Origin of the sequence: Lichenibacterium dinghuense (assembly GCF_021730615.1) — a bacterium.
Lineage (GTDB): Bacteria > Pseudomonadota > Alphaproteobacteria > Rhizobiales > Beijerinckiaceae > Lichenihabitans > Lichenihabitans dinghuensis.
On sequence record NZ_JAJLMN010000001.1, the window covers coordinates 2,857,702 to 2,884,246 of the forward strand.

A 26,545-nucleotide genomic window follows, 5' to 3' on the forward strand; every position below is an offset into this window, starting at 1 on the left:
CGTCCGGCCGCGGGCTACTTGGCGGCCGAGGTGCCGCCCGCGGGGTTGAAGGCCGGGAAGTATTCGTGGCTCGCGAAGAGCAGCGCCGCGATCGCCACGATGAGGATGACCAGGATGTAGCCCGCCCCGCCGCCGATTCTGTTGATCATCCCGCCCTCCGCCCCTCGCTCGTGCCCGGTGGCGGCCAACGCGCCGCGCGGCGGGGAGTTGCGGGCCCGCGTCACCGGGTGATCGGCGGCGCGCCGGCGGGCACCGGCAGGGTCGGGAACAGGGCGTGGTCCAGGAGGAGCCACAGCAGGATCGCGAGCGCGACCACGCCCACGACATACCAGATGCGTCGGTCGACGGACGTCATGGCGAGCCTCCCCGTGGTCCCGGAATCGCAACGCCGGGGCGGGAGAGTCGATCCGTCGGGCGGCCGGTTTCGTCCGGCGGCGCAACGGCCCGGGGGAGGGGCCGGCCGGGGGGCGGGTTCAGCCGAGGTCGGCGCGCGGCCCCGTCTCGCCGCTGACGTCCATCATGAGGCGGTAGACGATGCCACCGGCCTCGTCCCTCGCGACGCAGGCGATGATGGTCCGCCCGACCGTGGGGGACCCGTAGAACAGGTCGAAGGTGAGTTTTCGCGCCTCGTCGATCACCTCGTGGACGCTCGCGAGCGTGGTCCCGTCGTCGTCGCGGTACACGCGGTCGCCGTCGTCGGTGTCGAAGAAGTAGCGAGGCAACCGGCGATCTCCTTCGGCCACGGCCCGGGGAGCACAGCGGTTAGAGGGTCGGGCGGAATCGCGCATTCACCTATGTGGCCCGAGGGCGGGACCGGCCACGTTCGAGGCACCGCGGGGGGAGGCGGCCCGATGCGCCATGGCGCTCCGCGCGCCGCCCCTGTAGGAAAGTGCGATGCTGTCGTCCGCGCCGCCCGCCCCCGCCCCGTCCTGGCGCCGGGAGATCGGGGCCTGCGCGGCGCTGGGCCTGCCGCTCGTCGTCACCAACGCCATCGAGATGGCGATCAACCTCACGGACGCGGCCTTCGTGGGCCGCATCGCCCCCGAGGCGCTGGCCGCCGTGACCCTGGCGATGGCGCTCTACAACGTGGCGCTGACCTTCGGCATCGGGCTCACGGCCGCCGTGTCGCCGCTGATCTCCGCCGAGCTCGGCCGCACCGGCGAGCGCGGGCCCGCGGCGCGGCGCGTGGTGCAGGGCGGGCTGTGGAACGCCGCGGCGATCGTCGGGCCGATGTGGCTCCTGCTGTGGGGGGCGGAGCCGGTCTTCCGCGCGCTCGGCCAGGAGCCCGCGCTGGCGCGCGCCGCGGCGGGCTACCTCCACACCCTGCAGTGGGGGCTGCTGCCGGTGCTGGTCTACCTCGTGCTGCGCTCCATGCTGGCCGCGGTGGAGCGCCCGCGCTGGGCGGTGATGACGGGCGCGCTCGGCATCGTCGTCAACGCGGGCCTGAACTGGGGCCTGATCGGCGGGCATCTCGGCCTGCCGGCCCTGGGGATGGAGGGGTCGGCGCTGGCCACGGCCCTGTCCAACCTGTTCATGGCGGCGGTGCTGGCCTCGGCCGTGCTGCGCGACCCACAGCTTCGCGGCCTCCGCCTGCTCCGGGGCCTCGGCCGCCCGCCGCTGCCCGCCTGCGGGGCGCTGTGGCGGCTCGGCCTGCCGATCGGCATCGGCATCGTGCTGGAGACGGGCGCCTTCGCAGCCACGACGGCGCTGGTCGGCGCCCACGACCCCTCGGCTCTGCCCGCCCACGCGATCGCGCTGCAGGTCGCGTCCTTCGCCTTCATGGTGCCGCTCGGCATCGCCCAGGCGGTGTCGGTGCGGGTCGGCCGCGCGGCCGGCGCGCGCGATCGCGGCGCCGCGGCCCGCGCCGGATGGTCGGGCCTCATGCTCGGCGTCGGCGCCATGGCGGTCACGGCGTCCCTCATGCTCGCGGTGCCGGGGCCGATCATCGGGCTGTTCCTCGATCCCGCGGAGCCCGGAGCCGCCGCGGTCGTCCGCACCGCGACGCTGCTGCTCGCGCTGGCGGGCGCGTTCCAGATCGCCGACGGCGCCCAGGTGGTGCTGGCCGGCATGCTGCGCGGCCTGCAGGACACGCGCGCCCCCATGGTCATCGCCGCGCTCGGCTACTGGTGCTTCGGCGTGCCGGTCGCGGCCCTGCTGGCGCCGCGCTACGCCGCGCCCGGCGTGTGGGTGGGCCTGGTGGCGGGGCTCTTCGCGGTGGCCGCGATGCTGCTGGGCCGCTGGCGCTCCCGGCTGCGGCCGGGCGGGATCTGACGCGTTCGGAGGAGCGGCGGGCGGCCGCGCACCGGGCGGCCACGTCCCCCCGGGTGCCGGGGCCGCCCCGGCCGGCTACGCCGCCGCGGCCGGCGCCTTCTCCCATTCCTCGCCCCACACCTGCACGACGTGGCCGGGCGACACCTCGCGGTACTGGCGCTCGGGCGGCAGGTAGTCGAGGCCGCGGATGGGGTTGCGGATCTCGTCGACCGCGAGCGCCGCGCGGGCGCCCCGGCGCGCGGGGTCGGGCACCGGCACCGCCGCCAGCAGGCGCCGCGTGTAGGGGTGCTGCGGTGCGCCGAAGACGGCCGCGCGCGGGCCCATCTCGACGATCTCGCCGAGGTACATCACCGCCACGCGGTGGCTCACGCGCTCCACCACGGCCATGTCGTGGGAGATGAACAGGAAGGCGAGGCCCAGGCTCGCCTGCAGCTCCAGCATCAGGTTCACCACCTGCGCCTTCACCGACACGTCGAGGGCCGACACGCTCTCGTCCGCCACGATCAGCTTCGGCCGCACCGCCAGGGCGCGCGCGATGCAGACGCGCTGGCGCTGCCCGCCCGAGAACTCGTGCGGGAAGCGCCCCGCCATGTCGGGGCTGAGGCCGACGCGGGTGAGGAGGTCGGCGGTGCGCTCCCTCGCCTCGGCCCGGGTGCCGAGGCGGTTGAGGAGGATCGGCTCCGCGATGGCCTTGCCCACCGTCATGCGGGGGTCGAGCGAGGCGAAGGGGTCCTGGAAGATCATCTGCATGCCCTTGCGCCGCTCGCGCAGGGCGGCGGGGCCGAGCTTCAGCACGTCGTCGCCGTCGAACAGCACCGTGCCGGCCTGCGGCTCGATCAGCCGCAGCACCGAGCGCCCGGTCGTGGACTTGCCGCAGCCGGACTCGCCGACGAGCGACAGCGTTTCCCCGGCGCGGAGGTCGAAGGACACGTTCTCGACCGCGTGGACGCGGCCGCGGGCGCGGCCGAGGAGCCCGCCGCGGATGTCGAAGCGCGTGGTGAGGCCGCTCACCTGCAGGAGCGGCCGCTCCGTCCCCGCGACCTGGGCGGCCGACACGGCGTCGGGCAGGGCGGGGGGCACGTCGACCGCGCCCGTGGTGGTCGACACGATGGGGAAGCGCGTGGGGCGCGGCTCGCCCGCCATGGCGCCGAGCTTCGGCACGGAGGACAGCAGCGCCCGCGTGTAGGGGTGTTCGGCGCCGCGGAAGATCGCGGCCGTGTCGCCGCTCTCGACCGCGCGGCCGTGGCGCATCACCACCGTGCGGTCGGCGATCTCGGCCACCACCCCCATGTCGTGGGTGATGAACAGCACCGCCATGCCCTCCTGGTCCTGCAGGGACTTCAGGAGGTCGAGGATCTGCGCCTGCACGGTGACGTCGAGCGCCGTGGTGGGCTCGTCGGCGATGAGCAGCTTCGGCCGGCAGGCCAGCGCCATGGCGATGACGACGCGCTGGCGCATGCCGCCCGAGAAGCGGTGCGGGTAGTCGTTGAGGCGCGAGCGGGCCGCCGGGATGCGAACGCGGTCGAGCAGGCGGACGGCCTCGGCCTCGGCGGCCTCACGGCTCATGCCCCGGTGCAGCATCAGGCTTTCGGCGACCTGGAAGCCGATCGTCAGCACCGGGTTCAGGCTCGTCATGGGCTCCTGGAACACCATGGCGATGGCGTCGCCCCGCACCTTGCGCATCTCGGCCTCGGGCAGGGCCAGCAGGTCGCGGCCCTCGAACAGCACGCGCCCGCCGCTGCGGCTGGAGCCCTGCGGGGTGAGGCGCATCACCGACAGGGCGCTGACGCTCTTGCCCGAGCCGGATTCGCCGACCAGCGCCACCGTCTCGCGCGGGTTCACGGCGAAGGACACGCCGTGAACGACCTCGCGCCAGGCGCCGTCGCGCCGGAAGCTGGTCGTGAGGTTCTGCACGTCGAGGAGGGGTGCGGTCATGGGGGAATCTCGAAGCGGTCTCCTTCTCCCCTCGCGGGAGAAGGTGGCCCCGCGAAGCGGGGTCGGATGAGGGGGCAGGCGGCACGCGTCGGGGTTGCCCCCTCATCCGTCGCGGCTTCGCCGCGACACCTTCTCCCGCGAGGGGAGAAGGGGAGTTTCGCTCAGACCACGCGGCGCGCGTCGAGCGCGTCACGCAGGCCGTCGCCGATGAAGTTGATCGACAGCACGGTCAGGAAGATCGCGAGGCCGGGGAACAGCGCCCAGTGGGTCGCCGTGTCGAGGTGGTCCTTGGCGTCGAACAGGATGCGGCCCCAGGTCGGGATGTCGGGCGGAAAGCCGAGGCCGAGGAAGGACAGCGTCGATTCCGCGATGATGGCGGAGGACACCTCGATGGTGCCGGCCACGATCACGGGCCCCAGCGCGTTCGGCAGAATGTGGCGCAGCACGAGGTGCAGCGTGGTGCCGCCCTGCGAGCGGGCCGCCTCCACGAACTCCTTCTCGCGCAGCGACAGGAACTGCGCGCGCACGAGCCGCGCCACCGGCATCCAGCCGAGGCCGCCGATGACGAGCACGATCATCACGAAGACGCCGCCCTCGACGCCGAACACCCGCTTCAGCGCGTCGCGGAACAGGTAGATGAGCAGCAGCAGCAGCGGCAGCTGCGGCAGGGCGAGGAACAGGTCCGTCACCCACATCAGCACCGGCCCGAGCGCCCCGCGCGACATGCCGGCGAGCGAGCCCACGGTCAGCCCGACGGTGGTCGCCACCAGCATGGCGGCGATGCCGACCGCGAGCGAGATGCGGCCGCCGTAGATCATGCGGGCCAGCAGGTCCTGCCCGAGGTCGTCGGTGCCGAGCGGATGCGCGGCGGACGGGCCCTGCAGCATGGCCGAGAAGTCGATGTCGTCGATCGCGGTCGGCCACAGGAGCGGGCCGAGCACGACGCCGAGCACCAGCGCGGCCAGAACCACCACGCTGACGAGCGCCAGGCGGTGCCGGCTGAAGCGGAACCACACCTCGCCGGCGCCCGAGCGGCGCTTCTCGACCGCCGGCGCGTCCGGCACGGCGGCGGCCAGCGCCGGATAGGCCGAGGCCACCGCCGCCGTGCCGTCCGACACGAGGTGCGACCCGGTCGAGGCGGGGGCCGGGTCGAGGCCGAGATAGGCCGGGTCTCCCTTCACCGCGAGGTCAGCCACCGCGAGGTCAGCCGAAGGAGATGCGGGGGTCGAGCCAGCCATAGAGCAGGTCCGCGATGAGGTTGAACAGGACGACTAGGCAGGCGAAGACGAAGGTGACGGCCATCACGACCGGCGTGTCGTTGCTGAGCATGGCGGTGATGAGCAGCGACCCGATCCCCGGCACGCGGAAGATCTGCTCGGTCACGATGGCGCCGCCGAACACCGCGGGCATCTGCAGCGCCACCAGCGTCACCACGGGGATGAGGCCGTTGCGGGCCACGTGGCGCAGCGTCACCGTGCGGTCCGACAGGCCCTTGGCGCGGGCCGTCGTGACGTAGTCGAGCCGCGCCACGTCGAGCACGGCCGAGCGGACGTAGCGCGTGTAGGAGGCGGCCTGGAAGAAGCCCAGCACGCAGACCGGCATGATGGCCTGCTTCACGTGAAGCCAGTACCAGGCGAAGCCCGTCGCCTGGATGTCCGCGTCGTAGACGAAGGGCAGCCAGTGCAGGTTGATCGAGAAGACCAGGATGAACAGGATGCCGGTGAAGAAGGTCGGCAGCGAGAAGCCCGCGAAGGCCAGCGTGTTGGCGACCTTGTCGAACACCGAGTAGGGCCGCACCGCGGCGACGATGCCGACCGGCACGGCGATCAGCAGCGCCAGCACCTGCGACGAGCCGACCACGAAGATGGTGGTCGGCACGCGGCCGAGGATCAGCCCCGCGACGTCGGTGCGGCTCTGGAACGAGAAGCCCCAGTCGCCCTGCGCCATGGCGACGAGCCAGTGCCAGTAGCGGAACATCACCGGGTCATCGAGGCCGAACTTGGCCCGCAGCGCCATGCGGACCTCGGGCGGCACGCTCGGGTTGGTGGCGAGCTCGCTGAACGGGTCCCCCGGCGCCAGCGCCAGCACCACGAACAGGATCAGGCTGATCCCGAGCAGGCTCGGGATCGCGATGAGGAGGCGGCGGGTCAGGTAGGCGCCCAAGGCTCAGGCCTCCCGGATGGCGGACGGCAGGATCACGCGTCCTTCCACCAGTCGGACACGGCCCACAGGTCGTTGTCCCAGCCGCTGCGGGTCGCGTGCAGCCTGTTGGACAGGCCCGCCACGGAAGCGCGCTGGATGATGGGAAGGACGTTGTCCGTCACCACGATGTCGTTCATCTTGATGAACATCGCGGCGCGCTTGACGGGGTCGAGCTCGACCTTGCTCCCGTTGAACAGGTCGTCGAATTCCTTGTTCGACCAGCGGGAGTAGTTCCAGCCCGACCATTTGTTGCTCTTCTGGGCGATCTCCCATGTCGCATATTGCTTCATCCAGTCGGCCGCGTCGGGCGTGGTCGCCTGGTTCGCGTATTCCTCCATGTCGGCGTAGAAGTGCGCATCCGTGTCGGTGTTGCCCGGATCTCCCGCGAAGAACACCGAGGCCGGGACCGCCTTGAGTTCGATCTCGATGCCGGCCTTGGCGGCGGCCTGCTTGATGATGGCCTGCGTCTTCTGCCGCGGGCCGTTGATCGACGTCTGGAACAGGAAGTGCATCCGGTAGCCGTTCTTGGCGCGGATGCCGTCGGAGCCCTTCGCCCAACCGGCGTCGTCGAGCAGCTTGTTCGCACCCGCGACGTCGAAGGCGTAGCGCGTGTTGGTGGAAGTGTAGCGCGCCGGGCCGTTGACCACGTTGCTCGTGGGCTTGCCGGTGCGGCCGTAGATGTAATCCGAGATCGACTTGCGGTCGACGAGGATGTTCATGGCGCGCCGCACGGCCGGGTCGGAGAAGGCGGGATGCGTCGTCTTCAGCGAGGACCTTTCGCCGTCCACCTCCTTGTTGGGGTCGGTGGCGTTGAGATAGATGAACTCGCAATAGTTGCCGAAGACGGTGTTGACGTGGCCCTTGCCGCCGTCCTCGAGCCGCTTCAACACCTCGTCCTCGACCTGCAGGTTCCATCCGAAGTCGTAGTCGCCCGTCTGCAGCACCGCGCGGGCCGCCGACACGGCATCGCCGCCGCCCTTGAGCTCGACCGTGTCGAAGTAGGGCCGGTTGGGCTTGTGATAGGCCTCGAAGCGCTCGCCCCGCACCGTGTCGCCGGGCCGGAACTCGACGCAGCGGTACGGTCCGGTGCCGATCGGCATCAGGTTGGCGGGCGCGTCGCGCGACTTGCCGCCCATGTAGTCGCTGTAGACGTGTTTGGGCAGGATCAGCCCGTTGCGGCCCACGAAGGCGTCGGCCCAGAACGGGGTCGGACCCGCGAAGACGACCTCGACCGTGAGATCGTCGACCTTTTTCACCGTGATGTCGCGGTAGGTGGCGATCGTGACGCAGGCCGCAGCCGGGTCCTTGATGAACTCCCAGGTGAAGACGAGGTCGTCGGCGGTCAGCGGCTTGCCGTCGTGCCACGTCACGCCGGGCTTGATCTTCCAGGTGACGGACTTGCCGTCGGCCGCCAGCATGCCGTTCTCCTCCGAGGGAACCGCCGTGGCGAGGACCGGCACGAGGTTGCCGTCGTCGTCCCACGCCGCGAGCGGCTCGTAGAAGAGGCGGGAACCCTCCGCGTCCTTGGTGCCCGTGGAGAAGTGCGCGTTCAGCACGGTCGGGCCCTGCCAGAACAACAGCTTCAGCGGCCCGCCGCCGCCCGCCTTGGTGGGCTTGTAGGGATCACCCGCCGTCGCGGCGCTGGCCGTGCCGGCACCGCCCAGCATGGCGCCGGCCATCGGCGCCGTGAGCCCGAGCGCGATCATGCGCTGCACGAAGCCCCGCCGCGACAGGCGTCCCCCTCGGACGTCGGCGACGAGGCCCCGCAGATCCTGCTCGTTCATCTGTCACTCCCGGCCCGGGCGCGCCGCGCGCCGCGTGGTAACGATCCACATGCAAGACGGGCGCCATGCCGCTCGCCCTGCATGCAGGACGGGCCCGCACGCGGGGCGGGCGTGCGGCGCCCGGCAGGCTTCACGCGTCCTTGTACCAGTCGGGCAGGTTCGCCATGTCGACGTCCCAGGCGCTGCGCGGCGCGTGCAGGGTGCCGGCGAGGGCCACGACCGAGCCGCGCTGCACGAGGGGCAGCACGTTGTTGGCCACCACGATGTCGTTCATCCTGATGTAGAGCGCCGCGCGCTTGACGGGGTCGAGCTCCGCCGCGGCCTGCTTGTAGAGCGCGTCGGTCTCGGGGCTCGACCAGTGGCACTGGTTCTGCCCCGTCCACTTGTTGCTCTTCTGGGTGATCTCCCAGGACACGTATTGCTTCATGAAGTCGGCCGGGTCGGGCGTCGTCGCCGTGTCGGCGTAGCCCTGCATGTCGGCGTAGAAGTGGGCGTCCGTGTCGGTGTTGCCGGGGTCGTCCGAGAAGAACACCGAGGCGGCGATGCCCTTCAGCTCCATCTCGATGCCGGCCTTGGCGGCCGCCTGCTTGACAATGGCCTGGATCTTCTGGCGCAGGGCGTTGATGGACGTCTGATACACGAAGTGCATCCGGTAGCCGTCCTTGGCGCGGATGCCGTCCGGGCCGCGCGCCCAGCCGGCCTCGTCGAGCAGCTTGTTGGCGCCCGCGATGTCGAAGCTGTTGCGCGTCGCGGTCGACACGACGTCGGGCGGGCCGTTGAGGATGTTGGCCGTGGGCTTGGCGGTGCGGCCGTAGATGTATTCGCCGATCGACTTGCGGTCGATCAGCATGTCCATGGCCCGGCGCACCGCCGGGTCCTTGAAGGCCGGGTGCTGCGTCTTCAGCGAGGAGCGCTCGCCGTCGACCTCCTTGTTGGGGTCGGTCGGGTTCAGGTAGATGAACTCGGGCACGTTGCCGAACACGATGTCGACGCGGCCCTTGCCGCCCCCCTCCAGGCGCTTCAGCACCTCGTCCTCGACCGCGAGGCTGTAGGCGTAGTCGTAGTCGCCCGTCTGCAGCACGGCGCGGGCCGCCGACACCGAATCGCCGCCGCCCTTGAGCTCGAAGGCGTCGAAATAGGGCCTGTTGGGCTGGTGGTAGCCCTCGAAGCGCTTGCCCCGCAGCGTGTCGCCCGGCCGGAACTCCACGAACGTGTAGGGGCCCGTGCCGACCGGCGCGAGGTTGGCCGGCGCCTCGCGGGACTTCGCGCCCATGTAGGGCGCGAAGACGTGGCGGGGCAGCACCTCGCCGTTCACCCCCACGAAGGCGTTGGCCCAGAAGGGCGTCGGCTCGTCGAACAGCACCTTGACCGTGAGGTCGTCGACCTTCTCGACCTTGATGTCCCGATAGGTCGTCAGCGTCACGCAGGCCGAGGCCGGGTCGCCGACGAAGTCGCGGGTGAAGACGAGGTCGTCGGCGGTCAGCGGCTTGCCGTCGTGCCACGTCACGCCGGGCTTGATCTTCCAGGTGACGGATTTGCCGTCGGCCGCGAGGAGGCCGTTCTCCCTGGACGGGATCTCGGCCGCGAGCACCGGCACGAGCGTGCCCTCGGAGGTCCAGTTGGCGAGCGGCTCGTAGAAGATGCGCGACGCCTCGGCGTCCTTGAGCCCCGTCGAGAAATGGGCGCTGAGCGCGGTGGGGCCCTGCCAGAACAGCATCTTCACCGTGCCGCCGCCGCCCGCCCTGGTGGGCTTGTAGCCGGCCCCCTCGGAGGGGGCCGCCAGCGCGACGCCGCCCTGCGCCAGCAGCGCGCCCGTCATCGGCGCCGTGAGGCCCAGGGCCGCCATCCGGCCCACGAAGCTCCGGCGCGTCAGCCGGCCGTCCTTCACGTCCGCGATCAGGCCCCGCAGTTCCGTCTCGTCCATCGCTCGCCACCCTTCCGGCTGCCGTTCCTCCCCCAGCATGGCGAAGGTGCCGCGTTCCGCAAGGGCTGCCCACGAATTAGGCTGTGCGGGCGGCGCCGGCCCGCGCGGGCCCCGTGCGGCCGGTGCCGGCCCGGCGCCTGGCCCTCTGCATGCATGTGACCCTGCCGCGGCGCGTGCTAGGCTGCCGCGACCTGAGGCCGTCGCGGCGCGTCCGTGCGGCAGCCGGTGGGCGCCCATTGATGACGGGATCGAGGCCATGGACAACCGCAACGACCTTTGGCGACACGTCGACCTCCAGAGCGAGCGGCTGATCGCGCTGTCCGACCGCGTCTGGACCATGCCGGAAGTCTGCTACACCGAGCGGCGGAGCTCCGCCGAGCACGTGGCCGAGCTCGATCACCAGGGCTTCCGCGTCACCGAGAACGTCGCGGGCATCCCCACGGCGGTGATGGGCGAGGCCGGCGAGGGCGGGCCCGTCATCGCCTTCCTGGGCGAATATGACGCGCTGCCGGGCCTCAGCCAGGAGGCCGGCGTCGCCGAGCCCCGGCCGCTCGAAAGCGGCGGTCCCGGCCACGGCTGCGGCCACAACCTGCTCGGCTCCGCGGCGCTGCTGGCCGCCACCGCGGTGAAGGACTGGCTCGCCGCCACCGGCACGCCGGGCCGCGTGCGCTACTACGGCTGCCCGGCCGAGGAGGGCGGCGCCGCCAAGGCCTTCATGGTGCGGGCCGGCGCCTTCGCGGACGCCGACGCCGCCATCACCTGGCACCCGTCGAGCTTCTGGGAGGTGGCGCCGGCGATCGCGCTGGCCAACACGCGCGCCGACTTCGTGTTCACCGGCCGCTCGTCCCACGCCGCGGCGGCCCCGCACCTCGGCCGCTCGGCGCTCGACGCCGTGGAACTGATGAACGTCGGCGTCAACTACATGCGCGAGCACATGCCGAGCGACGCGCGCGTGCACTACGCCTACCTCGAAGCCGGCGGCATCGCGCCCAACGTCGTGCAGGCCCACGCCCGCGTGCGCTACTCGATCCGCGCCCGCGAGCTCGCCGACATGCTCGACCTCGTCGAGCGCGTGAAGAAGATCGCGCGGGGCGCCGCCCTGATGACCGAGACCGAGGTCGAGGTCCGCATCGTGTCCGCCGTGTCGAACCTCGTCGCCAACGCGCCGCTGGAGCGCAAGCTGCACGAGGTGATGGCCGAGCTCGGCGCGCCCCACTTCGACGAGGCCGACCGCGCCTTCGCGCGCGACATCCGCGCGACCTTCGGCGCCGGCGCCGTCGAGGCCGTCTACAAGACGATCGGCATGGCGCCCACCGACGCGCCGCTGGCCGACTTCCTCGTGCCGTTCGACGCCAGGCGCGAGCCCGCGGTGGGCTCGACGGACGTCGGCGACGTGAGCTGGGTGGTGCCCACCGTGCAGGCCCACGCGCCCACGGTCGCGATCGGCACGCCGTTCCACACCTGGCAGGTCGTGGCGCAGGGCCAGTCCCCCGCCGCCCACAAGGCCATGGTGCAGGTGGCGAAGGCCATGGCGGCCACCGGCGCCGCCCTTGTGCGCGACCCGGACCTCCTCGCCGAGGCCAAGGCCGACCTCGCGGCCCGCACCGGCCCGCGCGGCTACACCTCGCCGCTGCCGGCCGGGGTCGAGCCCCCACTGACCATGTCGGTCGCGTGAGCCCGCGGGACGAGGCCGTCGCGGCGGCCGTCGCGGCCTACGACGACGGCTCCTTCCTCGCCGCGCTGCGGCGGCGCGTGGCGATGCGCTCCGTCAGCCAGAGCGGCGGCGAAGGCGAGGCCGACCTCGGCGCGCTCCGCGCCTACCTGTCGGACGAGATGGCGCCGAGCCTCGCGGCCCTCGGCTTCGCGTCGACCATCCACCCCAACGGGCGGGCCGGCTTCGGGCCCTTCCTCGTGGCGGAGCGGCGCGAGGGCGACGACCTGCCGACCGTGCTCCTCTATGGCCACGGCGACACGGTGCTGGGCCAGGACGCCGCCTGGCGGGCGGGCCTCGACCCCTTCGCGGTGACGGTCGAGGGCGACCGCCTCTACGGGCGCGGCACCGCCGACAACAAGGGCCAGCACACGGTGGTGCTGACCGCGCTGGAGCGTGTGCTCCGGGCGCGCGGCGGCCGGCTCGGCTTCAACGCCAAGGTGCTGATCGAGACCGGCGAGGAGACGGGCTCGCCGGGGCTGGACGACTTCTGTGCCGCGCATCGCGACGCCCTCAAAGCCGACCTGCTGATCGCGTCCGACGGGCCGCGCCTCGCCGCCGACCGGCCGACGCTGTTCCTCGGCGCGCGCGGCGCCTTCAACTTCGAGCTCACCGTCGCGCTGCGCGACCGCGCGCACCATTCGGGCAACTGGGGCGGCCTGTTGCGCAACCCCGCCACGGTGCTCAGCGCCGCCATCGCCTCCATCGTCGACGCGCGCGGGCGCATCCTGGTCGAGGCGCTGCGGCCCCCGCCGATCCCCGCGGCCGTGCGCGCGGCGCTGGCCGGCCTCGCGGTCGGCGGCGGGCCGGACGACCCCGCGGTCGACGCCGGCTGGGGCGAGCCGGGCCTCACCGACGCCGAGCGGGTCTTCGGCTGGAACAGCGTCGAGGTGCTGGCGATGCTGGCCGGCACGCCGGAAGGGCCGCAGAACGCGATCCCTCACGAGGCGCGCGCGACGCTGCAGCTCCGCTTCGTGGTGGGCACGGACTGGCGGAGCCTCGTGCCGGCGCTGCGCCGCCACCTCGACGCGATCGGGCTCGACACCCTGGACGTGCGGGCGTCGCGGGGCGAGGTGCTGGGCGCCACGCGGCTCGACCCCGAGGACCCCTGGGTGGGCTGGGCCGCGGGCTCGATCGAGCGCACCACGGGGAAGAGGGTCGCGCTGCTGCCCAACCTCGGCGGCTCGCTGCCCAACGACGTCTTCGCCGACACGCTGGGCCTGCCGACCCTGTGGGTGCCGCATTCCTACGCGGCCTGCGGCCAGCACGCGCCGAACGAGCACATGCTCGGCGCGATCGCGCGGGAAGGGCTCGCCGTGATGGCGGGGCTGTTCTTCGACCTCGGCGAGGACGGGGCGGGGGTGAGGGCGCGAAGGGCAGCGCGGGCCGCCTGAACATTGCCCTCCCCGATGCTCTCTCGCGGGGGGGGATGAGGGGCGCGCATGGCCCGCCTCTCCTCGGTCTGCGCGCCTCTATGCTTCGCGGGATCGAGGGCGGCCCGTGCCGCGGCCACGGGTCGCCCGGCGAGGACCGTGAGGGGTCGCCGCCCCGGCTGGCGGCGTCAGGAACCATCCTCCGGCCGCCCTCCCTCGTAGGTGAGCGTTCCTCGGTAGATCACGCGGCCGGGCTCGTCCCGCACCGAGCAGGTGACGGTGTGGCGCGCGCCGTCCGCCAGACCGGTGCGGACGACGTCCGGGATCAGGTCGATCGCCTGATCCCGCGCCTCGTCGACCCCCGGCAGGTCGACGCCGTAGTCGTCGCGGCTGAACACACCGTCGTCGACGATGTCGAAGAAGAAGAACGGCATCTCGCACCCCGATCCGGTCAGAGGGGATCCACGCACCCACGGTGGAGGCGCCTCGGGCGGCCCGCATTCACATGCGTCATACCGGTTGCATCCGGTCGCGCGACGGCGCCGCGACGCTTTCGCCCGCGGGACGGCATGCAGGGCCGGCCGACGGGCCCTCACCCCTGGCGGACGCGGTAGTCCTGCTCCAGCCGCCGGGCGATCTCGCGGGCGACGCTGCACCAGTGGCCGTGCCCGTCCACCTCGTGGGACGCGGTCGCGCCGAGCCGCGCCATGCCGTAGGCGCCGCGGCCGTGGGCCTCGATCAGGCGGTCAGCGTCGCGCATCACCGCCGGCCAGAGCAGGCGGCGCCACAGCCTGTCGAGCATGGAGGTCCACCTGGGTTGCAGTCCCTTCGAGATAGGCCGGGGCGGTTCGGGGCGCCACGCGCGGAAGCGCACTGTGGCACCGTGTCATCATCCTATGTCAATCGTCGGACGCAGGGGAGGGAGCCGCCGCCAGCGCCGCCGCGACCTCGCCGGGTTCCAGGATGCGCCAGTCGCCCGGCGCCAGATCGGCCGGCAGGTCGAGCGCGCCGATGCGGTCCCGGTGCAGCGACACGACGTGGTTTCCCAGGGCCGCGAACATGCGGCGGACCTGGTGGTAGCGGCCCTCGGCCACCGTCACGACCGCCAGGGTCGGCGCCTCGACGACGAGGTCGGCCGGCAGGAGCGGCCGGTCCTCGCCGCGCAGCACCAGCGTGCCCGAGGCCAGCACCGCCGCCGCGTCCGCACGCAGCGGCTCGGCCAGGGTGGCGCGGTAGCGCTTGCGCGCCTCGCTCCGCGGCGAGATGATCCGGTGCAGCAGGGGGCCGTCGTCCGTCAGCAGCAGCAGGCCCGTTGTGTCCTTGTCGAGCCTGCCGGCGCTCGACAGCGGCGGGTCGCGGTGCCGCCAGCGCTCCGGCAGCAGGTCGTGGACGAGCGGCCCGGCGTCGTCGTGCGAGCAGGTGTGGCCGAGCGGCTTGTTCATCGCGACCACGAGGCCGGGCAGCGGGTCCAGCGCCTCGCCCTCCACGGTGAGCCGCGCGGCGAGGGCCGGCTCCAGCGCCACCTTGAGGTCGGCCGAGGGCACGCGGGCGCCGTCGAGCAGCACGCGGCCGGAGCGGCACAGGGCCATGACCTCGCGCCGGGAGCCGTAGCCGAGGTTGCCGAGCAGCCGGTCGATGCGGACGGAGGCGGTCACGTCCGCGCTTCGAAGACCTTGAAGCCGCGCGCCTCGGCCCGCACCTCGACGCGGCCGAACAGCGGCTTCAGCACGCCCTCGTAGGGCAGGTGCCGGTTGGCGGTGAGCCACAGCGCGCCGCCGCGCCGGAGCGCCTTGGCGGCCGTCGCCACGAAGCCCTGGCCGAGGCCCTGGTCCTCGATGCCGCCCTGGTGGAACGGCGGGTTCATCACCACGAAGTCGAGGTTGGCGAGCCCCTGCGGGCCCGTGCGGAGGTCGGCCCAGCGCACGGTCGCGCGGGGGTCGTCGACGTTGCGCTTCGCCGCCTCGACGGCGCGGCGGTCGACGTCGATCAGGGTCAGCGCCTTCACCTTGGGCGAGCGCAGCGCGGCGTGGCTCAGCACGCCGAGGCCGCAGCCGAAGTCGGCACCCCGCCCCGCCAGGGCCGGCAGCATCTCGATCAGCAGGGCGGAGCCGGGGTCGAGCCGGTCCCAGGAGAAGATGCCGGGCTGCGACCACAGCCCCAGCGCCTCGACGAGCCGCGGCGCGCCGGCCGCGACCGCCTCGTCGAGCCCCTGCGGCGCTTCGGGCCGGACGCCGACGCAGATGCGGTGGTGGCGCTTGCCGGTCTCCTCGAAGCGGCAGCCGAAGGCGTCGAGCTCGTCGCCGAGCCGGGAGCCGCCCTTGTCCTTGGGGGCCAGCACCGTGAAGGGCGCGCCGGGCCTGAGGGCCTTCAGGCCCAGCGCCAGCGCGTGCCGGCGCTCGGCCGTGCCGGGGGGCGCCACGATCACGAGCCCGTCGAGCGCGCCCTCGCCGAGGTCCTCCAGCGCCGCCGCGCCGGGCACGAGCGGCGACAGCTGCTCCGCCCCCGCCGTGTCGATCTTCAGTCCTTCGATGGGGCTGCCGTACACGCCCCGCCTCGCCGCCTCGCCCACGCCGCCTCCCCGTCCGCTCGCGCGGAACATAGGGATGGGCGGCGCCGAACGCCACGGTCAGATCGGGCCGGGCGGCCGGGCGCCGTCGGCGGCCGGTCACGCGGCCGAGACGCGGGGCGCGGCATCGTCCGGGATCGGGCAACTCGGGCCGGGGCCGGCCGGCCGCGCGCGGGGCTCGGGCAGGGCGCCGTCGGCCCAGGCCCGCAGAAAGGTTTCGGCCCAGCGGGCCACCGGCGCGTCGTGCAGGAACCAGTCCGGCCGGTGCTGGTGGACCGGGCGGGCGTTCTTGGCGCAGGCCTTCTCGTGGCCGAGCACGATCCAGCGGCTCATCATCGCGTAGGTGACTTCCGGGTGGAACTGCAGGCCGACGGCGGCGCGGCCGTAGCGGAACGCCTGGCAGGCGAAGTCCGTGCCCTCGGCGAGGGCTTCCGCGCCCGCCGGCAGGGAGAAGCCCTCGCCGTGCCAGTGGTACACCCAGCGCGGGAAGGGCTGGCCCACCAGCGCGTCGCCGGCCGGGGTGGGGAAGATCGGGTAGTAGCCGACCTCGACGTGCCCGTCGGCGTGCGGCGCCACCCGCTGGCCGAGCTGGCGCGCGATCATCTGGGCGCCGAGGCACAGGCCCAGCAGCGGCGCCCCCTCGCGCAGCGGCACGGCCGTCCAGTCGATCTCGGCCTTGATCCAGGGCTCGGGGTCGTTGGCGCTCATCGGCCCGCCGAAGATCACCGCCCCGGCGTGGTCGGCCATGGTGCCCGGGAGGGGGTCGCCGAAGCGGGGGCGGCGCACGTCGAGCGGGTGGCCCATGGCGCGCAGCAGCCGCCCGACGCGGCCCGGCGTCGAATGCTCCTGGTGGAGCACGACCAGGATCGGCCGCGCCGCGGCCGGAACGGGACGGGGCGGCGCGTCCGACGGACATAGGTCTCGCATTCCAGCGCTTTCTCCCGCTTCCCGCCGCCCGCAGCAAGTCCGGTGCCACGCCGCCGCCGGCGGGCCGCGGCGTTGCCGCACCTCCGGCATCGCCCTATGATGGGACCAGAGACGCTCTGTGGTGGAAATCCGGCGCCACCGTGACGCCGCAGGCCGGTGAACGGGTCGACGAGGGGAACACGCGATGACACCTGTGCAGGTCCGGATGGCGCGCGCCGCCCTCGGCATGACGGCCGAGGAGCTGTCCCGCGAGGCGGGACTCTCGTCCGAGGACGTGGCGCAGATGGAGCATGGCGGCGGCGACGGCATAGCCTCGGCGCGGCTGCGCGCCACCCTGGAGGGCGCCGGCATCGCGTTCCTCGACGCGGACGGCGTGCGCTACGACCCGCGCCTCACCACCGCCAAGACCGTGCCGCTCGAAGAGATGAACTCCTACAATGACGAGTGAAGGCTTGCGCGCCGCTCTGATCGGCCTGATGGCCGTTGCCGCGGGGGCGTTGCCGGCCCTCGCCGCCGAACCCTCCTACCCGTTCGAGGGGACCTGGGTGCGGGCCAACCGCGTCTGCGCCGCCAACGCGCCGCGCGTGCGCACCTATACGGCGCACGAGGTCACCTTTCCGACCGGCCACTGCACCTACCGCAAGGTGGCGGCCGGGGGAGGGCAGTTCGAGATCTTCGAGGACTGCCGCCGCGCCGAGCATCCCGGCAACTACACCGAGACGATCCGCATGCTCGGGCCGGACCTGATGCAGATGCGCCGCCAGGCGGCCCGGCTGAAGATCGCCCGCCCGCTGCGCTACGCGCGATGCACGGTGGCGGCGCCCGCACCCGGCGGCGCGCCCGCCAAGGCGGCCGTGCCGTCGGCCCCGCATCCCGCGGACGAGCACGCCGCGAAGCCGCCGAGCCCCAAGCCCTGAGGGCCCGATTCGGCGATTGACGCCTCCGGCGGTGTTCTCTATCTGTTCCGGACCGGGCGGGGTTATCCACAGCGATGCCCCGCTTTCGAGCCCGGAGAGCGCCGATGTTGACCGGTTTCGATGTCGGCGGGACGCCGATCGCGCCGCCCTTCCCCGCGGCCGGCACGCCGGTCAAGCACCGCAGGGCCGAGCACCCGCCGCGCCGCGCCGAGCCGCTGTCGCTCGACGACGTGCTGGCGAACCGCCGCCGCGGCCGCGGTGCGGTGTCGAACCCCGCCGGGCGCTTCGAGGCCGAGGAGCGGGTCGCCGAGCCTCGGGACGAGGCTTCCGCGCCCGACCCCGCGCGCCTCGCCACCACGGTGACGGTGGAGCGGCCCAAGACCGTCATCACCCGCAACGACTCGCCCGACATCTCCTTCGACCGCTCGATCAACCCCTACCGGGGCTGCGAGCACGGCTGCGTCTACTGCTTCGCGCGGCCCACCCACGCCTTCGTGGGCCTGTCGCCGGGGCTCGACTTCGAGACCCGGCTCTTCGCCAAGGAGGGCGCGGCGGGGCGGCTGGAGCGCGAACTCGCGGCGCCGAACTACAAGCCGCGCACGATCGCGATCGGCACCAACACGGACCCCTACCAGCCGATCGAGCGCGAGCGGAAGGTGATGCGCTCGATCCTCGAAGTGCTGGAGCGCTGCGGCCACCCGATCGGCATCATCACCAAGTCGGCGCTGGTGGTGCGCGACATCGACCTGCTCGCGCCCATGGCGGCCAAGGGCCTCGTCAAGGTGGCGGTGTCGGTGACCACGCTCGACCCCGCGCTCGCCCGCATCATGGAGCCCCGTGCGCCTGCGCCCCGCAAGCGGCTCGACGCCATCCGGCAGCTCAGCGAGGCCGGCATCCCCGTGACGGTGATGACGGCGCCGATGATCCCCGCCGTGAACGACCACGAGATGGAGGCCATCCTGCAGGCGGCGCGGCAGGCGGGCGCCGTCGAGGCCGGCTACGTCGTGCTGCGCCTGCCGGCCGAGGTGCGCGACCTGTTCCGGGAATGGCTCCTGGCGCACTTCCCTGACAAGCTGCGCCACGTCATGGGCCTCGTGCAGTCGATGCGCGACGGCGAGGACTACGACGCGACCTGGGGCAAGCGGATGACCGGCACCGGCCCCTACGCCTGGATGCTCGGCCGGCGCTTCGAGATCGCCGCGGCCAAGCTCGGCTTCCCGAAGGTGCGCGCCAAGCTCCGCACGGACCTGTTCCAGGCGCCCGCCCCGCACGGGCAGCAGCTCAGCCTGTTCTGACGCCGGGGACCGGGGGAGGGGCGCCACCGGGGCCCGCGCCGTGCTATCGGCTCGGGCCGACCCCGACGTCCTCCGTCCCGAAGGCCCGCCCGTGAAGATCACGCAGCTCACCCACCACGACCTCGACGGCTACGGCGCGTCCACGGTCGCGGCGTCCCGCGCCGCGATCGGGCGCCTGGTCCACGTGGCGCGCTATTCCGACGTCGGCCCCGTGGTCGCGGCCGAGCTGAAGCGCCTCGGGGGCGCGGCCGAGCCCGAGATGCTGCTGATGACCGACCTCGGGCTCGAGCCCGTCGCGGTCAGCTTCATCAAGGACTTCGTGGCCATGAACGCGAAGCGCCCGCCCGAGCGCCGCCACCGCCTCGTCGTGCTCGACCACCACGCCTCCTCGCTCGACCGCCTGAGCGAGGGCGGTTTGGTGCAGGCCGACGCCGACCCGGCGTCGCCCTGGCCGAGCCTCAAGTCGATCGCGACGGGCGACCCCGCCGTCACGGTGCTGATCGACGACACGCGCTGCGCCACGCGCCTCGCCCGCGACCACGCGGACCTTTACGCCGCGCACGACGCCGACCCGGCACTCGCCGACGCGATGGCGGTGCTGGTCGAGGCGGTCGACGCCGTCGACCTGTGGCAGAAGGACCGGCCGCTCTTCCGCCAGGCCCAGGTGCTCGACGAGGTGTTCTGGGACAACGTGACGGGCTTCGTGCCGCTCGGCCACCCGTGGCACGACCGCTTCATCGGCGACCTGCTGCTCGGCATGGCGGCCCGGCTCGGCGGCGGCGCGACGCCGGCCGCCATCGAGCGCGACGCCGGGAGCCTGCGGGCCCGCATCGTCGACGCGGCGCTGTCCGGCCGGCCCGGCGACGACCCCGAGGCCACCACGCGCACCCGCATCGCGTCGCTGCTGGCGGTGTCGCCGGAGCTGTTCCGGCGGCTGCCCGGCGGCGCGAAGCTCAGCTTCGGGCTCGACGCGGGCACGTTCCAGCGCGTGTCGGACGTCGTCATGACGAGCGGGGACGCGTCGCTGGTGATCAACGTCGGCCGCGCCGGCACCATGTCGTTCCGCTCCAACGACGGCACGGCGCTCGACGCTGCCCGAAAATTCCGCGGCGGCGGCCATCGCGACGCGGCGGGCGGCCGGCTCACGAGCGGCGCCGTCGCCTCGCTGGAGGATGCGGTCGCGCAGGTGGTGCCCCTGCTCGACCCGCCGAAGCCCGATCCCGCGTCGAGCCCCTTCGCAGCGCTGCGCGGGCTCAAGCTGTAGGCGTCGGACCGGCAGGCAGAAGTCTCGACCCACCGCCCGGCTCAGGATGGGGAAGGTCGCGAGGAGAAAATTCGACTGTCGGCCCGGGTCCTGTCCGGCCGGGAGTGCTCCGGCGCGGCGTCCGGGCGTCAGGCCGCGTGGGCGTCCCGCGCGGGCGGCTCAGCGGTGGGCGGGAAGTTCAGCTCCTCGCCGTCCTCGGTGACGGCCAGGATGAGCCCCATGATGCGGCGCCTGACCTCGGGATCGCCGATGTTGGAGAAGGCCCGGATCAACCGGATATTGTCCTTGCTCAGGAGGTCCGGCCAGTCGCTGGCGTCGGTGGCCTGGCGCTCCACGGAGTCGAAGAAGCCCTGCACGGGCAGCGACAGGGCGTCGGCGATGAGCAGGAGGGTGCTCACCGCGATGCGGTTCTTCCCCTTCTCGTATTTCTGCAGCTGCTGAAAGGTGATGCCGAGCTCGGCGGCGAGTTTCGACTGGCTCAGCCCGGCCTTGACGCGGGCCGCGCGCACGCAGGCCCCCACCCGTTTGTCGGCCTCGGCGGTGCGTTTCGACAGCTGCTCGTTCATCGACCTTCTCGCCCGCGGGTGGAGCACCGCCACAACCGCGGCGGCCCTCGGGGAACGTGCATGGGATGCGACCGGCTGTCCATACGTCCGGCGCCTGCGGGGGGCCAAGCTGGAACAGAATTGTGCGACGATTGCGGTGCAGGCCGTCCGCGCCCGGCGATGGTCCGGGCCGGTCAGCCGACGATCACCTTCCAGGCGACGCCGAGCGCGATGATCCACAGCGCCACGCCCGCGAGCGTGAGGCGGCTCGATTCGGCCGCCGCGGTCTCCTTCAGGCTGCCCGGCGAGAAGGGGCCGCCGTCCTCCACCGCGCCCTCCATTTGGCCGAGGATCTTCTCGGCGCGGAGCATCAGGTCGGGCAGTGCCAGGGCGCCGCGCACGAGGCCGCCGACCGTCGCGGCCGCGTCCTCGACCTTGCCGGCGGGGCCGAGGTTGCCCTCGATCCAGGTGCGGACCACGGGCTCGGCCGTCTCCCACATGTCGAGCCGGGGGTCGAGCGTGCGGGCCACGCCCTCCACCACCACCATGGTCTTCTGCAGCATGACCAGCTCGACGCGGGTCTTCATGTCGAACAGCGCCGTGATCTCGAACAGCAGCGTGAGCAGCTTGGCCATCGAGATCTCGTCGGCGCGGCGCGCGTGGATCGGCTCGCCGATGGCGCGGATCGCCTGGGCGAAGTCCTCGACGCGGTGCTTGCCCGGCACGTAGCCGGCCTGGAAGTGCACCTCCGCGACGCGCAGGTAGTCGCGCCGGATGAAGCCATACAGGATCTCGGCCAGGAAGCGCCGCTCGCGACGGCCGAGCCGCCCCATGATGCCGAAATCGACCGCGGTGAGCCGGCCCTGGTGGTCGAGGAACAGGTTGCCCTGGTGCATGTCGGCGTGGAACAGCCCGTCCCGCATGGCGTGGCGCAGGAAGGACTGCAGCACCGTGCGGCCCAGCGCCGGCAGGTCGCAGCCGCGCTCGCGCAGCAGCGCCACGTCGGTCAGCGACGTGCCATTCACCCATTCGAGCGTCAGCACGTCCTTGGCGCACAGCGTCCAGTCGATGGCGGGGATGCGGAAGTCCGGGTCGTCCGCGACGTTCTCGGCGAACTCGCTCGCCGCCGCGGCCTCGATGCGGAAGTCCATCTCCATCGTGACGGAGCGGGCGAGGGCGTCGATCACCTCGACGACCTTCAGGCGCCGGGCGTCCGGCACGAGGCGCTCGGCGGTGCGGGCCGCGAAATACAGGTCGCCGAGGTCGCGCTTGAAGCGGCGGTCGACGCCGGGACGCATCACCTTGACCGCGACCTCGCCGCCGCCGCGCTCGGGGGTGAGCCGCGCCCTGTGGACCTGCGCCACGGAGGCGGCCGCGACGGGCTCGCTGAAATGCGAGAAGGTTTCCGCGAGCGGCCGGTCGAAGGCGGCCTCGATGATCGACACCGCCACCTCGCGCGGGAAGGGCGGCACGCGGTCCTGCAGCCCTTCGAGGTCGCGCACCGCGGCGGCGCCGACGACGTCGGGCCGCGTGGCCAGGAACTGGCCGAGCTTGACGTAGGAGGGGCCGAGCTTGCCCATGGCGACGCCGAGCCGCGCGCCCTGCGCGGCCGTGCGGCGGCGCGCGATCGTCCGGGCCAGGGCCAGCGGCAGGCGCGCCGACACCGGCACGTTGGCCGGGTCGATGCCCGAGAACACGCCCTCGCGGGCCAGCACGAAGGCGGCCCGGGCCAGGCGGCCGATGTGCCCGAAGCTCGCCAGCACGGGGGCTAGAGCTTCCAGGCCGAGTGGATGGTGACGACGCCGCCGGTCAGCCGCGTCGCCTTCACGCGGCGGAAGCCGGCGTCGGCGATCATGTCGGAGAAGGTTTCGACGCCGGGGAAGCGGCGGATCGACTCGACCAGGTAGCGGTAGGGCTCGCCGTCGCCGGCGATCATCCGGCCCATGCGCGGGATGACCTTGAACGAGAACAGGTCGTAGGCGTGGTCGAGCACCGGCACGTCGACGGCCGAGAACTCCAGGCACAGGAAATGGCCGCCGCGCTTGAGCACCCGGTGCGCCTCGGCGAGCGCCAGCGGGATGCGCGGCACGTTGCGGATGCCGAAGGCGATCGTGTAGCAGTCGAAGCGGTTCGAGGGCAGCGGCAGGCTTTCCGCGTTGCCCGCCACGTAGCGGAAGCCCTGCGCCTTCTCGGCCAGGCGGTCGCGGCCGACGCGCAGCATGTCGTGGTTGATGTCGAGCACCGTGACCTCGGTCAGCGGCCCGCCCGCCTTCGCGACGCGCTTGGCCACGTCGCCGGTGCCCCCCGCCACGTCGAGGTGGCGGAACGGCGCCTCGCGCGACGGCTTCACCATGGACACGAGCACGTCCTTCCACACGCGGTGGAGGCCGCCCGACATGGCGTCGTTCATGACGTCGTAGCGCTCGGCCACCTTGTGGAACACGTCGTCCACCAGGCCCTGCTTGCGGTCGAGCGCCACGTCGGTGAAGCCGAAGTGGGTCGTGGGCGCGGCGGCGGGGCGGGGATCTGTCGGGTCGGTCATCGTGGCCTTCTGGACCTCTCTGGACGGCGGGGCGCGAGCTGGCACCGGGGCCGCGCCGCACCCATCTCCCGAAACGAGAGAGGCCTCGCTGTAGCACCATGCCGGAACTTCCCGAAGTCGAAACCGTCCGCCGCGGCCTGGCCCAGGCCATGACGGGTGCGACATTCACCGCCGTCGAGCAGCGCCGCGCCGGCCTGCGCTTCCCGTTCCCCGAGCGCTTCGCCGAACGGTTGCAGGGCCGGCGCGTGGAGGCGGTGGGGCGCCGCGCCAAATACCTCGTCATCCCGCTCGACGACGGGAGCGTGCTGGCGGCCCACCTCGGCATGACGGGATCGTTCCGGGTGCTGGCGCCGGGCTCGGACGGGGGAGCGGGGGAGCCCGCCGCCGAGGCGACGCCCGGCTCCTTCTATTACGGGCGCGGCAAGGCGACCGGGCCCGGCGGCACGAGCCCGCACGACCACCTGCGCTTCGCCTTCGACACCGGGGCGACCATCACCTACAACGACCCGCGCCGCTTCGGCTTCATGGTGCTGGTCGAGCCCGGCGGCTTCGACGCTCACCCGCTGTTCCGCGACATCGGGGTGGAGCCGCTCGACGAGGGTTTCGACGCGCGCGTGCTCGCGCGGCTGATGGCCGGCCGCGCCGCGCCGCTCAAGGCCGCGCTGCTCGACCAGAAGCTCATCGCGGGCCTCGGCAACATCTACGTCTGCGAAGCGCTGCACCGCGCCGGCCTGTCGCCCGAGCGCGCCGCCAGCACGCTGGCGAAGCCCGACGGGACGCCGACCGCGGGGGCGAAGCGGCTGGCCTCCGCGATCCGGACCGTGTTGGAGGCGGCGGTCGAGGCCGGCGGCTCGACCTTGAAGGATTTTCGCCACGCCGACGGCGAACTCGGCACCTTCCAGCACACGTTCCGGGCCTACGACCGCGAGGGCCACCCCTGTCCGGACCCGAAGTGCCGGGGCGTCATCGGGCGCATCGTGCAGGGGGGGCGGTCGACGTTCTTCTGCGCGGGATGTCAGAGGTAGGGGCGACACCGCACGGCGGCGGGAAGCGCTCGTGCGGTTCAGACGTGAACCGCGCCGACCACGCGTTTCCAGCCGTCATCGCGAGCGCAGCTCAGCGATCCAGAACCGTCGAGAGCTGCCGCGGGGCGTGATCTGCCCCGGGAGCGTGATCTGCCCCGGCGTGTCCCCTTCTGGACGCGTCGGCTGGATCGCTTCGCTGCGCTCGCGATGACGGTGGGGCGCCCTCGTCCGCCCTGACCGGCGCAGCGATCGGAATCCGCTACCTCGCCACCTCCGCCGGCAGCACCACCGTGAACGTGCTGCCGCGCCCGTGAGTGCTCGCCACCGTGATGTCGCCGCCGAGCATGATCGCGAAGGCGCGGCTGATCGAGAGCCCCAGGCCCGTGCCGCCGAACCTGCTCGTCGTCGAGCTGTCGGCCTGGCTGAAGCGCTGGAACAGCTTGCCCATCTGCGCCTCCGTCATGCCGATGCCGGAGTCCCGCACCGCGAAGGTCAGTCGATCGCGCTCCCGCGACGCCGACAGCGTGACCGTGCCGCCTTCGGTGAACTTGGCGGCGTTGGAGAGCAGGTTCAGCAGCATCTGCCGCACCTTGGTGAGGTCCGACCGCATAGCGCCGAGCCCCGGCGCGAGGTCGAGCGACAGGGCGTTGTTCTTCTTCTCGACCAGCGCCGCCACCGTGGCGGCCACGTCCCGCACCGTCGCCTCCACGTCGAAGGCCTCGACGAAGACCTCCATCTTGCCGCTCTCGATCTTGCTGAGGTCGAGCACGTCGTTGATGAGGCCGAGCAGGTGGCGCGCGTTGGTCTCGATCTTGTGCATGTCGGGCGCGAGGCCGGCCGGCTCAGTGCCGTCCTCCATCTCCTCCTGCAGCATCTCGGAATAGCCGATGATGGCGGACAGCGGCGTGCGCAGCTCGTGGCTCATGTTGGCCAGGAACTGGCTCTTGGCCTTGTTGGCCTCCTCGGCGGCGTCGCGCGCCGCGGCGAGCTCGTGCTCGGCCGCCTTGCGCTCGGTGATGTCGCGCAGGTAGGCGGTGAACAGCGCTTCCCCGCCCACCTTGAGGGGCGTCACCGACAGCTCGACCGGGAAGCGGGTGCCGTCGGCCCGCTCCGCCTCGCATTCCACGTAGCGGTTCACGGCCGAGGCCTCGCCCTCGTCGAGGAAATGCGCGAACTTCTTGAGGTGACCGACCAGGAAGTCGGCCGGCAGGATCAGCGCGCCGAGCTCCTCCCCGAGCGAGGCCTCGCGCGAGCGCAGGAAGGTGCGCTCGGCCGCCGGGTTGAACTCGCGGATGCGGGTGCCCTCGTCGATCACCACCACGCAGTCGAGCGCCGTCTGGAGCACCGCGGTCTGGATCGCCCGGCTGTCCCGCAGCGCCGCCTCGACCTGCCGCCGCTTCAGGAACTGCCCGACCTAGTGGCCCAGCGTCGCCAGGGCGTCGCGGCCGCCGTCGGCGAGGTCGGACGCGCCGGCGCCCGCGAAGGCCAGCACGCCGAGGCGCTCGCCGTCCGTGCTGGCCGGAAAGGCGACATCGTCCGCGTCGGCCAGCGGCGCGCCCCCGGCGAAGGCCCGGCCCGCCAGTCCCTCGCTCGGGGCGTCGGCGGCGGCTCCGGGCGCGCGCCAAGTCGCGGCGCGGTCGAGCCCGCCGCCCGCGGCGGCGAGCCACAGCGCGCCGGCGGTCCAGCCGAAGCCCGAGCCGATCGCGGCGAGCAGCCGCTCCCGCACGTCGTCGGCCTCGGCCTCGCCCGCCAGCACCTGGGCCACGGCGTGCTGGGCGGCGAGGCGGCGGCGCCCGTCCCGCCGCACCGACAGGTCGACGAAGGTGACGACGCTGCCCGTCGCCACCCCGTCCACCATCACGGGGAAGGACGAATATTCGGCGAAGAACGAGCTGCCGTCGCGCCGCCACAGCAGCTCGTTGTCGAGCCGCACGGGCCGGCCCGTGGTCAGCGTGTGCAGCAGCGGGCAGTCGAGCACGGGATAGGCCGAGCCGTCCGGTCGGATGTGGTGGACCAGCGCGTGCATGTTGCGTCCGAGCAGCTCCTCGGCCGAGCCGTAGCGCAGGATGTCGAGCGCGGCGCGGTTGACGAAGGTGCAGCGGCCGTCGGCGTCGACGCCGTAGATGCCGTCGCCCAGCGCGTCGAGGAACAGCGCGTCCGGCGGGGCGGAGGGGGCCGGCGCGGCCGCGCGGGGAGGCCGGGCGTCCGGCGGCTGCATCTCGGTCACGGCGGCCCTCCGGGGGCGGACGGGCCCGCCGGGCCCT

General features: G+C 73.0%; 26 protein-coding genes. 8 read left to right on the plus strand and 18 right to left on the minus strand.

Features of this window, described 5'->3' with window-relative positions:
* Positions 1-14: 14 nt before the first annotated feature.
* The 3 genes from L7N97_RS29755 to L7N97_RS13635 form a co-directional block, all read right to left on the minus strand.
* The gene (locus tag L7N97_RS29755) at positions 15-149 is read right to left on the minus strand and encodes a hypothetical protein (RefSeq protein ID WP_255721662.1); all 135 of its coding nucleotides are present in this window, start codon (positions 147-149) and stop codon (positions 15-17) included.
* A gap of 71 nt (positions 150-220) precedes the next feature.
* Positions 221-355 carry a hypothetical protein gene (locus L7N97_RS29760; protein WP_255721663.1) on the minus strand — a complete coding sequence of 45 codons (135 nt, stop codon included), beginning with the start codon at positions 353-355 and terminating at the stop codon, positions 221-223.
* Between the two features lie 118 nt (positions 356-473).
* On the minus strand, positions 474-722 hold the full coding sequence (locus L7N97_RS13635; protein ID WP_237478898.1) for a DUF6894 family protein: 249 nt from the start codon (positions 720-722) through the stop codon (positions 474-476).
* Between the two features lie 172 nt (positions 723-894).
* On the opposite strand from L7N97_RS13635, the gene L7N97_RS13640 reads away from it, so the two are divergent.
* On the plus strand, positions 895-2,271 hold the full coding sequence (locus L7N97_RS13640; RefSeq protein WP_237478900.1) for an MATE family efflux transporter: 1,377 nt from the start codon (positions 895-897) through the stop codon (positions 2,269-2,271).
* A 75-nt stretch (positions 2,272-2,346) separates the two neighbouring features.
* Here L7N97_RS13640 and L7N97_RS13645 read toward each other — a convergent pair whose 3' ends face one another.
* The 5 genes from L7N97_RS13645 to L7N97_RS13665 form a co-directional block, all read right to left on the minus strand.
* Positions 2,347-4,206 carry an ABC transporter ATP-binding protein gene (locus L7N97_RS13645; RefSeq protein WP_237478902.1) on the minus strand — a complete coding sequence of 620 codons (1,860 nt, stop codon included), beginning with the start codon at positions 4,204-4,206 and terminating at the stop codon, positions 2,347-2,349.
* A gap of 161 nt (positions 4,207-4,367) precedes the next feature.
* The gene (locus L7N97_RS13650) at positions 4,368-5,303 is read right to left on the minus strand and encodes an ABC transporter permease (protein ID WP_237482226.1); all 936 of its coding nucleotides are present in this window, start codon (positions 5,301-5,303) and stop codon (positions 4,368-4,370) included.
* A 106-nt stretch (positions 5,304-5,409) separates the two neighbouring features.
* Positions 5,410-6,369: an ABC transporter permease gene (locus L7N97_RS13655; protein ID WP_237478904.1), complete on the minus strand. Its 960-nt coding sequence runs from the start codon at positions 6,367-6,369 to the stop codon at positions 5,410-5,412.
* Positions 6,370-6,401: 32 nt separating this feature from the next.
* Positions 6,402-8,192 (minus strand): peptide ABC transporter substrate-binding protein, encoded by a 1,791-nt coding sequence (locus L7N97_RS13660; RefSeq protein ID WP_237478905.1) that lies wholly within the window; start codon positions 8,190-8,192, stop codon positions 6,402-6,404.
* Positions 8,193-8,322: 130 nt separating this feature from the next.
* Positions 8,323-10,116, minus strand: a complete 1,794-nt coding sequence (locus L7N97_RS13665; protein WP_237478906.1) for a peptide ABC transporter substrate-binding protein — start codon at positions 10,114-10,116, stop codon at positions 8,323-8,325.
* 256 nt (positions 10,117-10,372) lie between these two features.
* On the opposite strand from L7N97_RS13665, the gene L7N97_RS13670 reads away from it, so the two are divergent.
* On the plus strand, positions 10,373-11,791 hold the full coding sequence (locus tag L7N97_RS13670; RefSeq protein ID WP_237478907.1) for a M20 family metallopeptidase: 1,419 nt from the start codon (positions 10,373-10,375) through the stop codon (positions 11,789-11,791).
* A complete protein-coding gene (locus L7N97_RS13675) occupies positions 11,788-13,221 on the plus strand; it encodes a M20 family metallopeptidase (RefSeq protein ID WP_237478908.1) in 1,434 nt (477 codons plus the stop codon). Before L7N97_RS13670 ends, L7N97_RS13675 begins: the two co-directional genes overlap by 4 nt.
* A gap of 167 nt (positions 13,222-13,388) precedes the next feature.
* Here the strand turns inward: L7N97_RS13675 and L7N97_RS13680 are convergent, their stop codons facing one another.
* From L7N97_RS13680 to L7N97_RS13700, 5 genes are all read right to left on the minus strand, one after another.
* A complete protein-coding gene (locus L7N97_RS13680) occupies positions 13,389-13,634 on the minus strand; it encodes a DUF6894 family protein (protein ID WP_237478909.1) in 246 nt (81 codons plus the stop codon).
* Between the two features lie 158 nt (positions 13,635-13,792).
* Entirely contained in the window at positions 13,793-14,002 is a 210-nt protein-coding gene (locus tag L7N97_RS13685; protein ID WP_237478910.1) for a hypothetical protein, read from the minus strand.
* 97 nt (positions 14,003-14,099) lie between these two features.
* On the minus strand, positions 14,100-14,855 hold the full coding sequence (locus L7N97_RS13690) for a pseudouridine synthase (protein ID WP_237478911.1): 756 nt from the start codon (positions 14,853-14,855) through the stop codon (positions 14,100-14,102).
* Positions 14,852-15,799 (minus strand): class I SAM-dependent methyltransferase, encoded by a 948-nt coding sequence (locus L7N97_RS13695; protein WP_237478912.1) that lies wholly within the window; start codon positions 15,797-15,799, stop codon positions 14,852-14,854. The genes L7N97_RS13690 and L7N97_RS13695 overlap by 4 nt, the downstream gene beginning before the upstream one ends.
* 66 nt (positions 15,800-15,865) lie before the next feature.
* The gene (locus L7N97_RS13700; RefSeq protein ID WP_237478913.1) at positions 15,866-16,693 is read right to left on the minus strand and encodes a glutamine amidotransferase; all 828 of its coding nucleotides are present in this window, start codon (positions 16,691-16,693) and stop codon (positions 15,866-15,868) included.
* Positions 16,694-16,877: 184 nt separating this feature from the next.
* Here L7N97_RS13700 and L7N97_RS13705 point away from each other — a divergent pair, with 184 nt between their 5' ends.
* The 4 genes from L7N97_RS13705 to L7N97_RS13720 all read left to right on the plus strand — a co-directional run bounded on the left by L7N97_RS13705 (position 16,878) and on the right by L7N97_RS13720 (position 20,169).
* Entirely contained in the window at positions 16,878-17,141 is a 264-nt protein-coding gene (locus L7N97_RS13705) for a helix-turn-helix domain-containing protein (protein ID WP_237478915.1), read from the plus strand.
* 4 nt (positions 17,142-17,145) lie between these two features.
* Positions 17,146-17,610 (plus strand): hypothetical protein, encoded by a 465-nt coding sequence (locus L7N97_RS13710; protein WP_237478917.1) that lies wholly within the window; start codon positions 17,146-17,148, stop codon positions 17,608-17,610.
* Between the two features lie 104 nt (positions 17,611-17,714).
* Positions 17,715-18,905: a PA0069 family radical SAM protein gene (locus L7N97_RS13715; RefSeq protein WP_237478918.1), complete on the plus strand. Its 1,191-nt coding sequence runs from the start codon at positions 17,715-17,717 to the stop codon at positions 18,903-18,905.
* A 91-nt stretch (positions 18,906-18,996) separates the two neighbouring features.
* Entirely contained in the window at positions 18,997-20,169 is a 1,173-nt protein-coding gene (locus tag L7N97_RS13720) for a dimethylmenaquinone methyltransferase (RefSeq protein ID WP_237478919.1), read from the plus strand.
* Positions 20,170-20,297: 128 nt separating this feature from the next.
* On the opposite strand, the gene L7N97_RS13725 is transcribed toward L7N97_RS13720, so the two are convergent.
* The 3 genes from L7N97_RS13725 to ubiE all read right to left on the minus strand — a co-directional run bounded on the left by L7N97_RS13725 (position 20,298) and on the right by ubiE (position 23,256).
* Entirely contained in the window at positions 20,298-20,735 is a 438-nt protein-coding gene (locus tag L7N97_RS13725; protein ID WP_237478920.1) for a helix-turn-helix domain-containing protein, read from the minus strand.
* Positions 20,736-20,908: 173 nt separating this feature from the next.
* Positions 20,909-22,477 carry a 2-polyprenylphenol 6-hydroxylase gene (gene ubiB, locus L7N97_RS13730; protein ID WP_237478921.1) on the minus strand — a complete coding sequence of 523 codons (1,569 nt, stop codon included), beginning with the start codon at positions 22,475-22,477 and terminating at the stop codon, positions 20,909-20,911.
* A 5-nt stretch (positions 22,478-22,482) separates the two neighbouring features.
* Positions 22,483-23,256, minus strand: coding sequence for a bifunctional demethylmenaquinone methyltransferase/2-methoxy-6-polyprenyl-1,4-benzoquinol methylase UbiE (gene ubiE, locus L7N97_RS13735; protein ID WP_237478922.1), 774 nt, complete (start codon positions 23,254-23,256; stop codon positions 22,483-22,485).
* Positions 23,257-23,354: 98 nt separating this feature from the next.
* Between ubiE and mutM the strand changes: the two genes are divergently transcribed.
* Positions 23,355-24,281, plus strand: coding sequence for a bifunctional DNA-formamidopyrimidine glycosylase/DNA-(apurinic or apyrimidinic site) lyase (mutM, locus tag L7N97_RS13740; RefSeq protein ID WP_237478923.1), 927 nt, complete (start codon positions 23,355-23,357; stop codon positions 24,279-24,281).
* 259 nt (positions 24,282-24,540) lie between these two features.
* On the opposite strand, the gene L7N97_RS13745 is transcribed toward mutM, so the two are convergent.
* On the minus strand, positions 24,541-25,626 hold the full coding sequence (locus L7N97_RS13745; RefSeq protein ID WP_428980993.1) for a PAS domain-containing sensor histidine kinase: 1,086 nt from the start codon (positions 25,624-25,626) through the stop codon (positions 24,541-24,543).
* A gap of 69 nt (positions 25,627-25,695) precedes the next feature.
* Positions 25,696-26,499, minus strand: coding sequence for a PAS domain-containing protein (locus L7N97_RS13755; RefSeq protein WP_237482228.1), 804 nt, complete (start codon positions 26,497-26,499; stop codon positions 25,696-25,698).
* Between the last annotated feature and the right edge of the window lie 46 nt (positions 26,500-26,545).

What these genes read in the sequence shown, in the direction of transcription:
- L7N97_RS13665 (WP_237478906.1), bottom strand. Translation starts at nt 10,116, where the DNA reads ATGGACGAGACGGAACTGCGGGGCCTGATCGCGGACGTGAAGGACGGC.
- L7N97_RS29755 (WP_255721662.1), bottom strand. Translation starts at nt 149, where the DNA reads ATGATCAACAGAATCGGCGGCGGGGCGGGCTACATCCTGGTCATCCTC.
- L7N97_RS13685 (WP_237478910.1), bottom strand. Translation starts at nt 14,002, where the DNA reads ATGCTCGACAGGCTGTGGCGCCGCCTGCTCTGGCCGGCGGTGATGCGC.
- L7N97_RS13725 (WP_237478920.1), bottom strand. Translation starts at nt 20,735, where the DNA reads ATGAACGAGCAGCTGTCGAAACGCACCGCCGAGGCCGACAAACGGGTG.
- L7N97_RS13705 (WP_237478915.1), top strand. Translation starts at nt 16,878, where the DNA reads ATGACACCTGTGCAGGTCCGGATGGCGCGCGCCGCCCTCGGCATGACG.
- L7N97_RS29760 (WP_255721663.1), bottom strand. Translation starts at nt 355, where the DNA reads ATGACGTCCGTCGACCGACGCATCTGGTATGTCGTGGGCGTGGTCGCG.
- L7N97_RS13700 (WP_237478913.1), bottom strand. Translation starts at nt 16,693, where the DNA reads ATGCGAGACCTATGTCCGTCGGACGCGCCGCCCCGTCCCGTTCCGGCC.
- L7N97_RS13640 (WP_237478900.1), top strand. Translation starts at nt 895, where the DNA reads ATGCTGTCGTCCGCGCCGCCCGCCCCCGCCCCGTCCTGGCGCCGGGAG.
- L7N97_RS13715 (WP_237478918.1), top strand. Translation starts at nt 17,715, where the DNA reads ATGTTGACCGGTTTCGATGTCGGCGGGACGCCGATCGCGCCGCCCTTC.
- ubiE (WP_237478922.1), bottom strand. Translation starts at nt 23,256, where the DNA reads ATGACCGACCCGACAGATCCCCGCCCCGCCGCCGCGCCCACGACCCAC.
- L7N97_RS13695 (WP_237478912.1), bottom strand. Translation starts at nt 15,799, where the DNA reads ATGTTCCGCGCGAGCGGACGGGGAGGCGGCGTGGGCGAGGCGGCGAGG.
- L7N97_RS13755 (WP_237482228.1), bottom strand. Translation starts at nt 26,499, where the DNA reads ATGCAGCCGCCGGACGCCCGGCCTCCCCGCGCGGCCGCGCCGGCCCCC.
- mutM (WP_237478923.1), top strand. Translation starts at nt 23,355, where the DNA reads ATGCCGGAACTTCCCGAAGTCGAAACCGTCCGCCGCGGCCTGGCCCAG.
- L7N97_RS13680 (WP_237478909.1), bottom strand. Translation starts at nt 13,634, where the DNA reads ATGCCGTTCTTCTTCTTCGACATCGTCGACGACGGTGTGTTCAGCCGC.
- L7N97_RS13645 (WP_237478902.1), bottom strand. Translation starts at nt 4,206, where the DNA reads ATGACCGCACCCCTCCTCGACGTGCAGAACCTCACGACCAGCTTCCGG.
- L7N97_RS13660 (WP_237478905.1), bottom strand. Translation starts at nt 8,192, where the DNA reads ATGAACGAGCAGGATCTGCGGGGCCTCGTCGCCGACGTCCGAGGGGGA.
- L7N97_RS13670 (WP_237478907.1), top strand. Translation starts at nt 10,373, where the DNA reads ATGGACAACCGCAACGACCTTTGGCGACACGTCGACCTCCAGAGCGAG.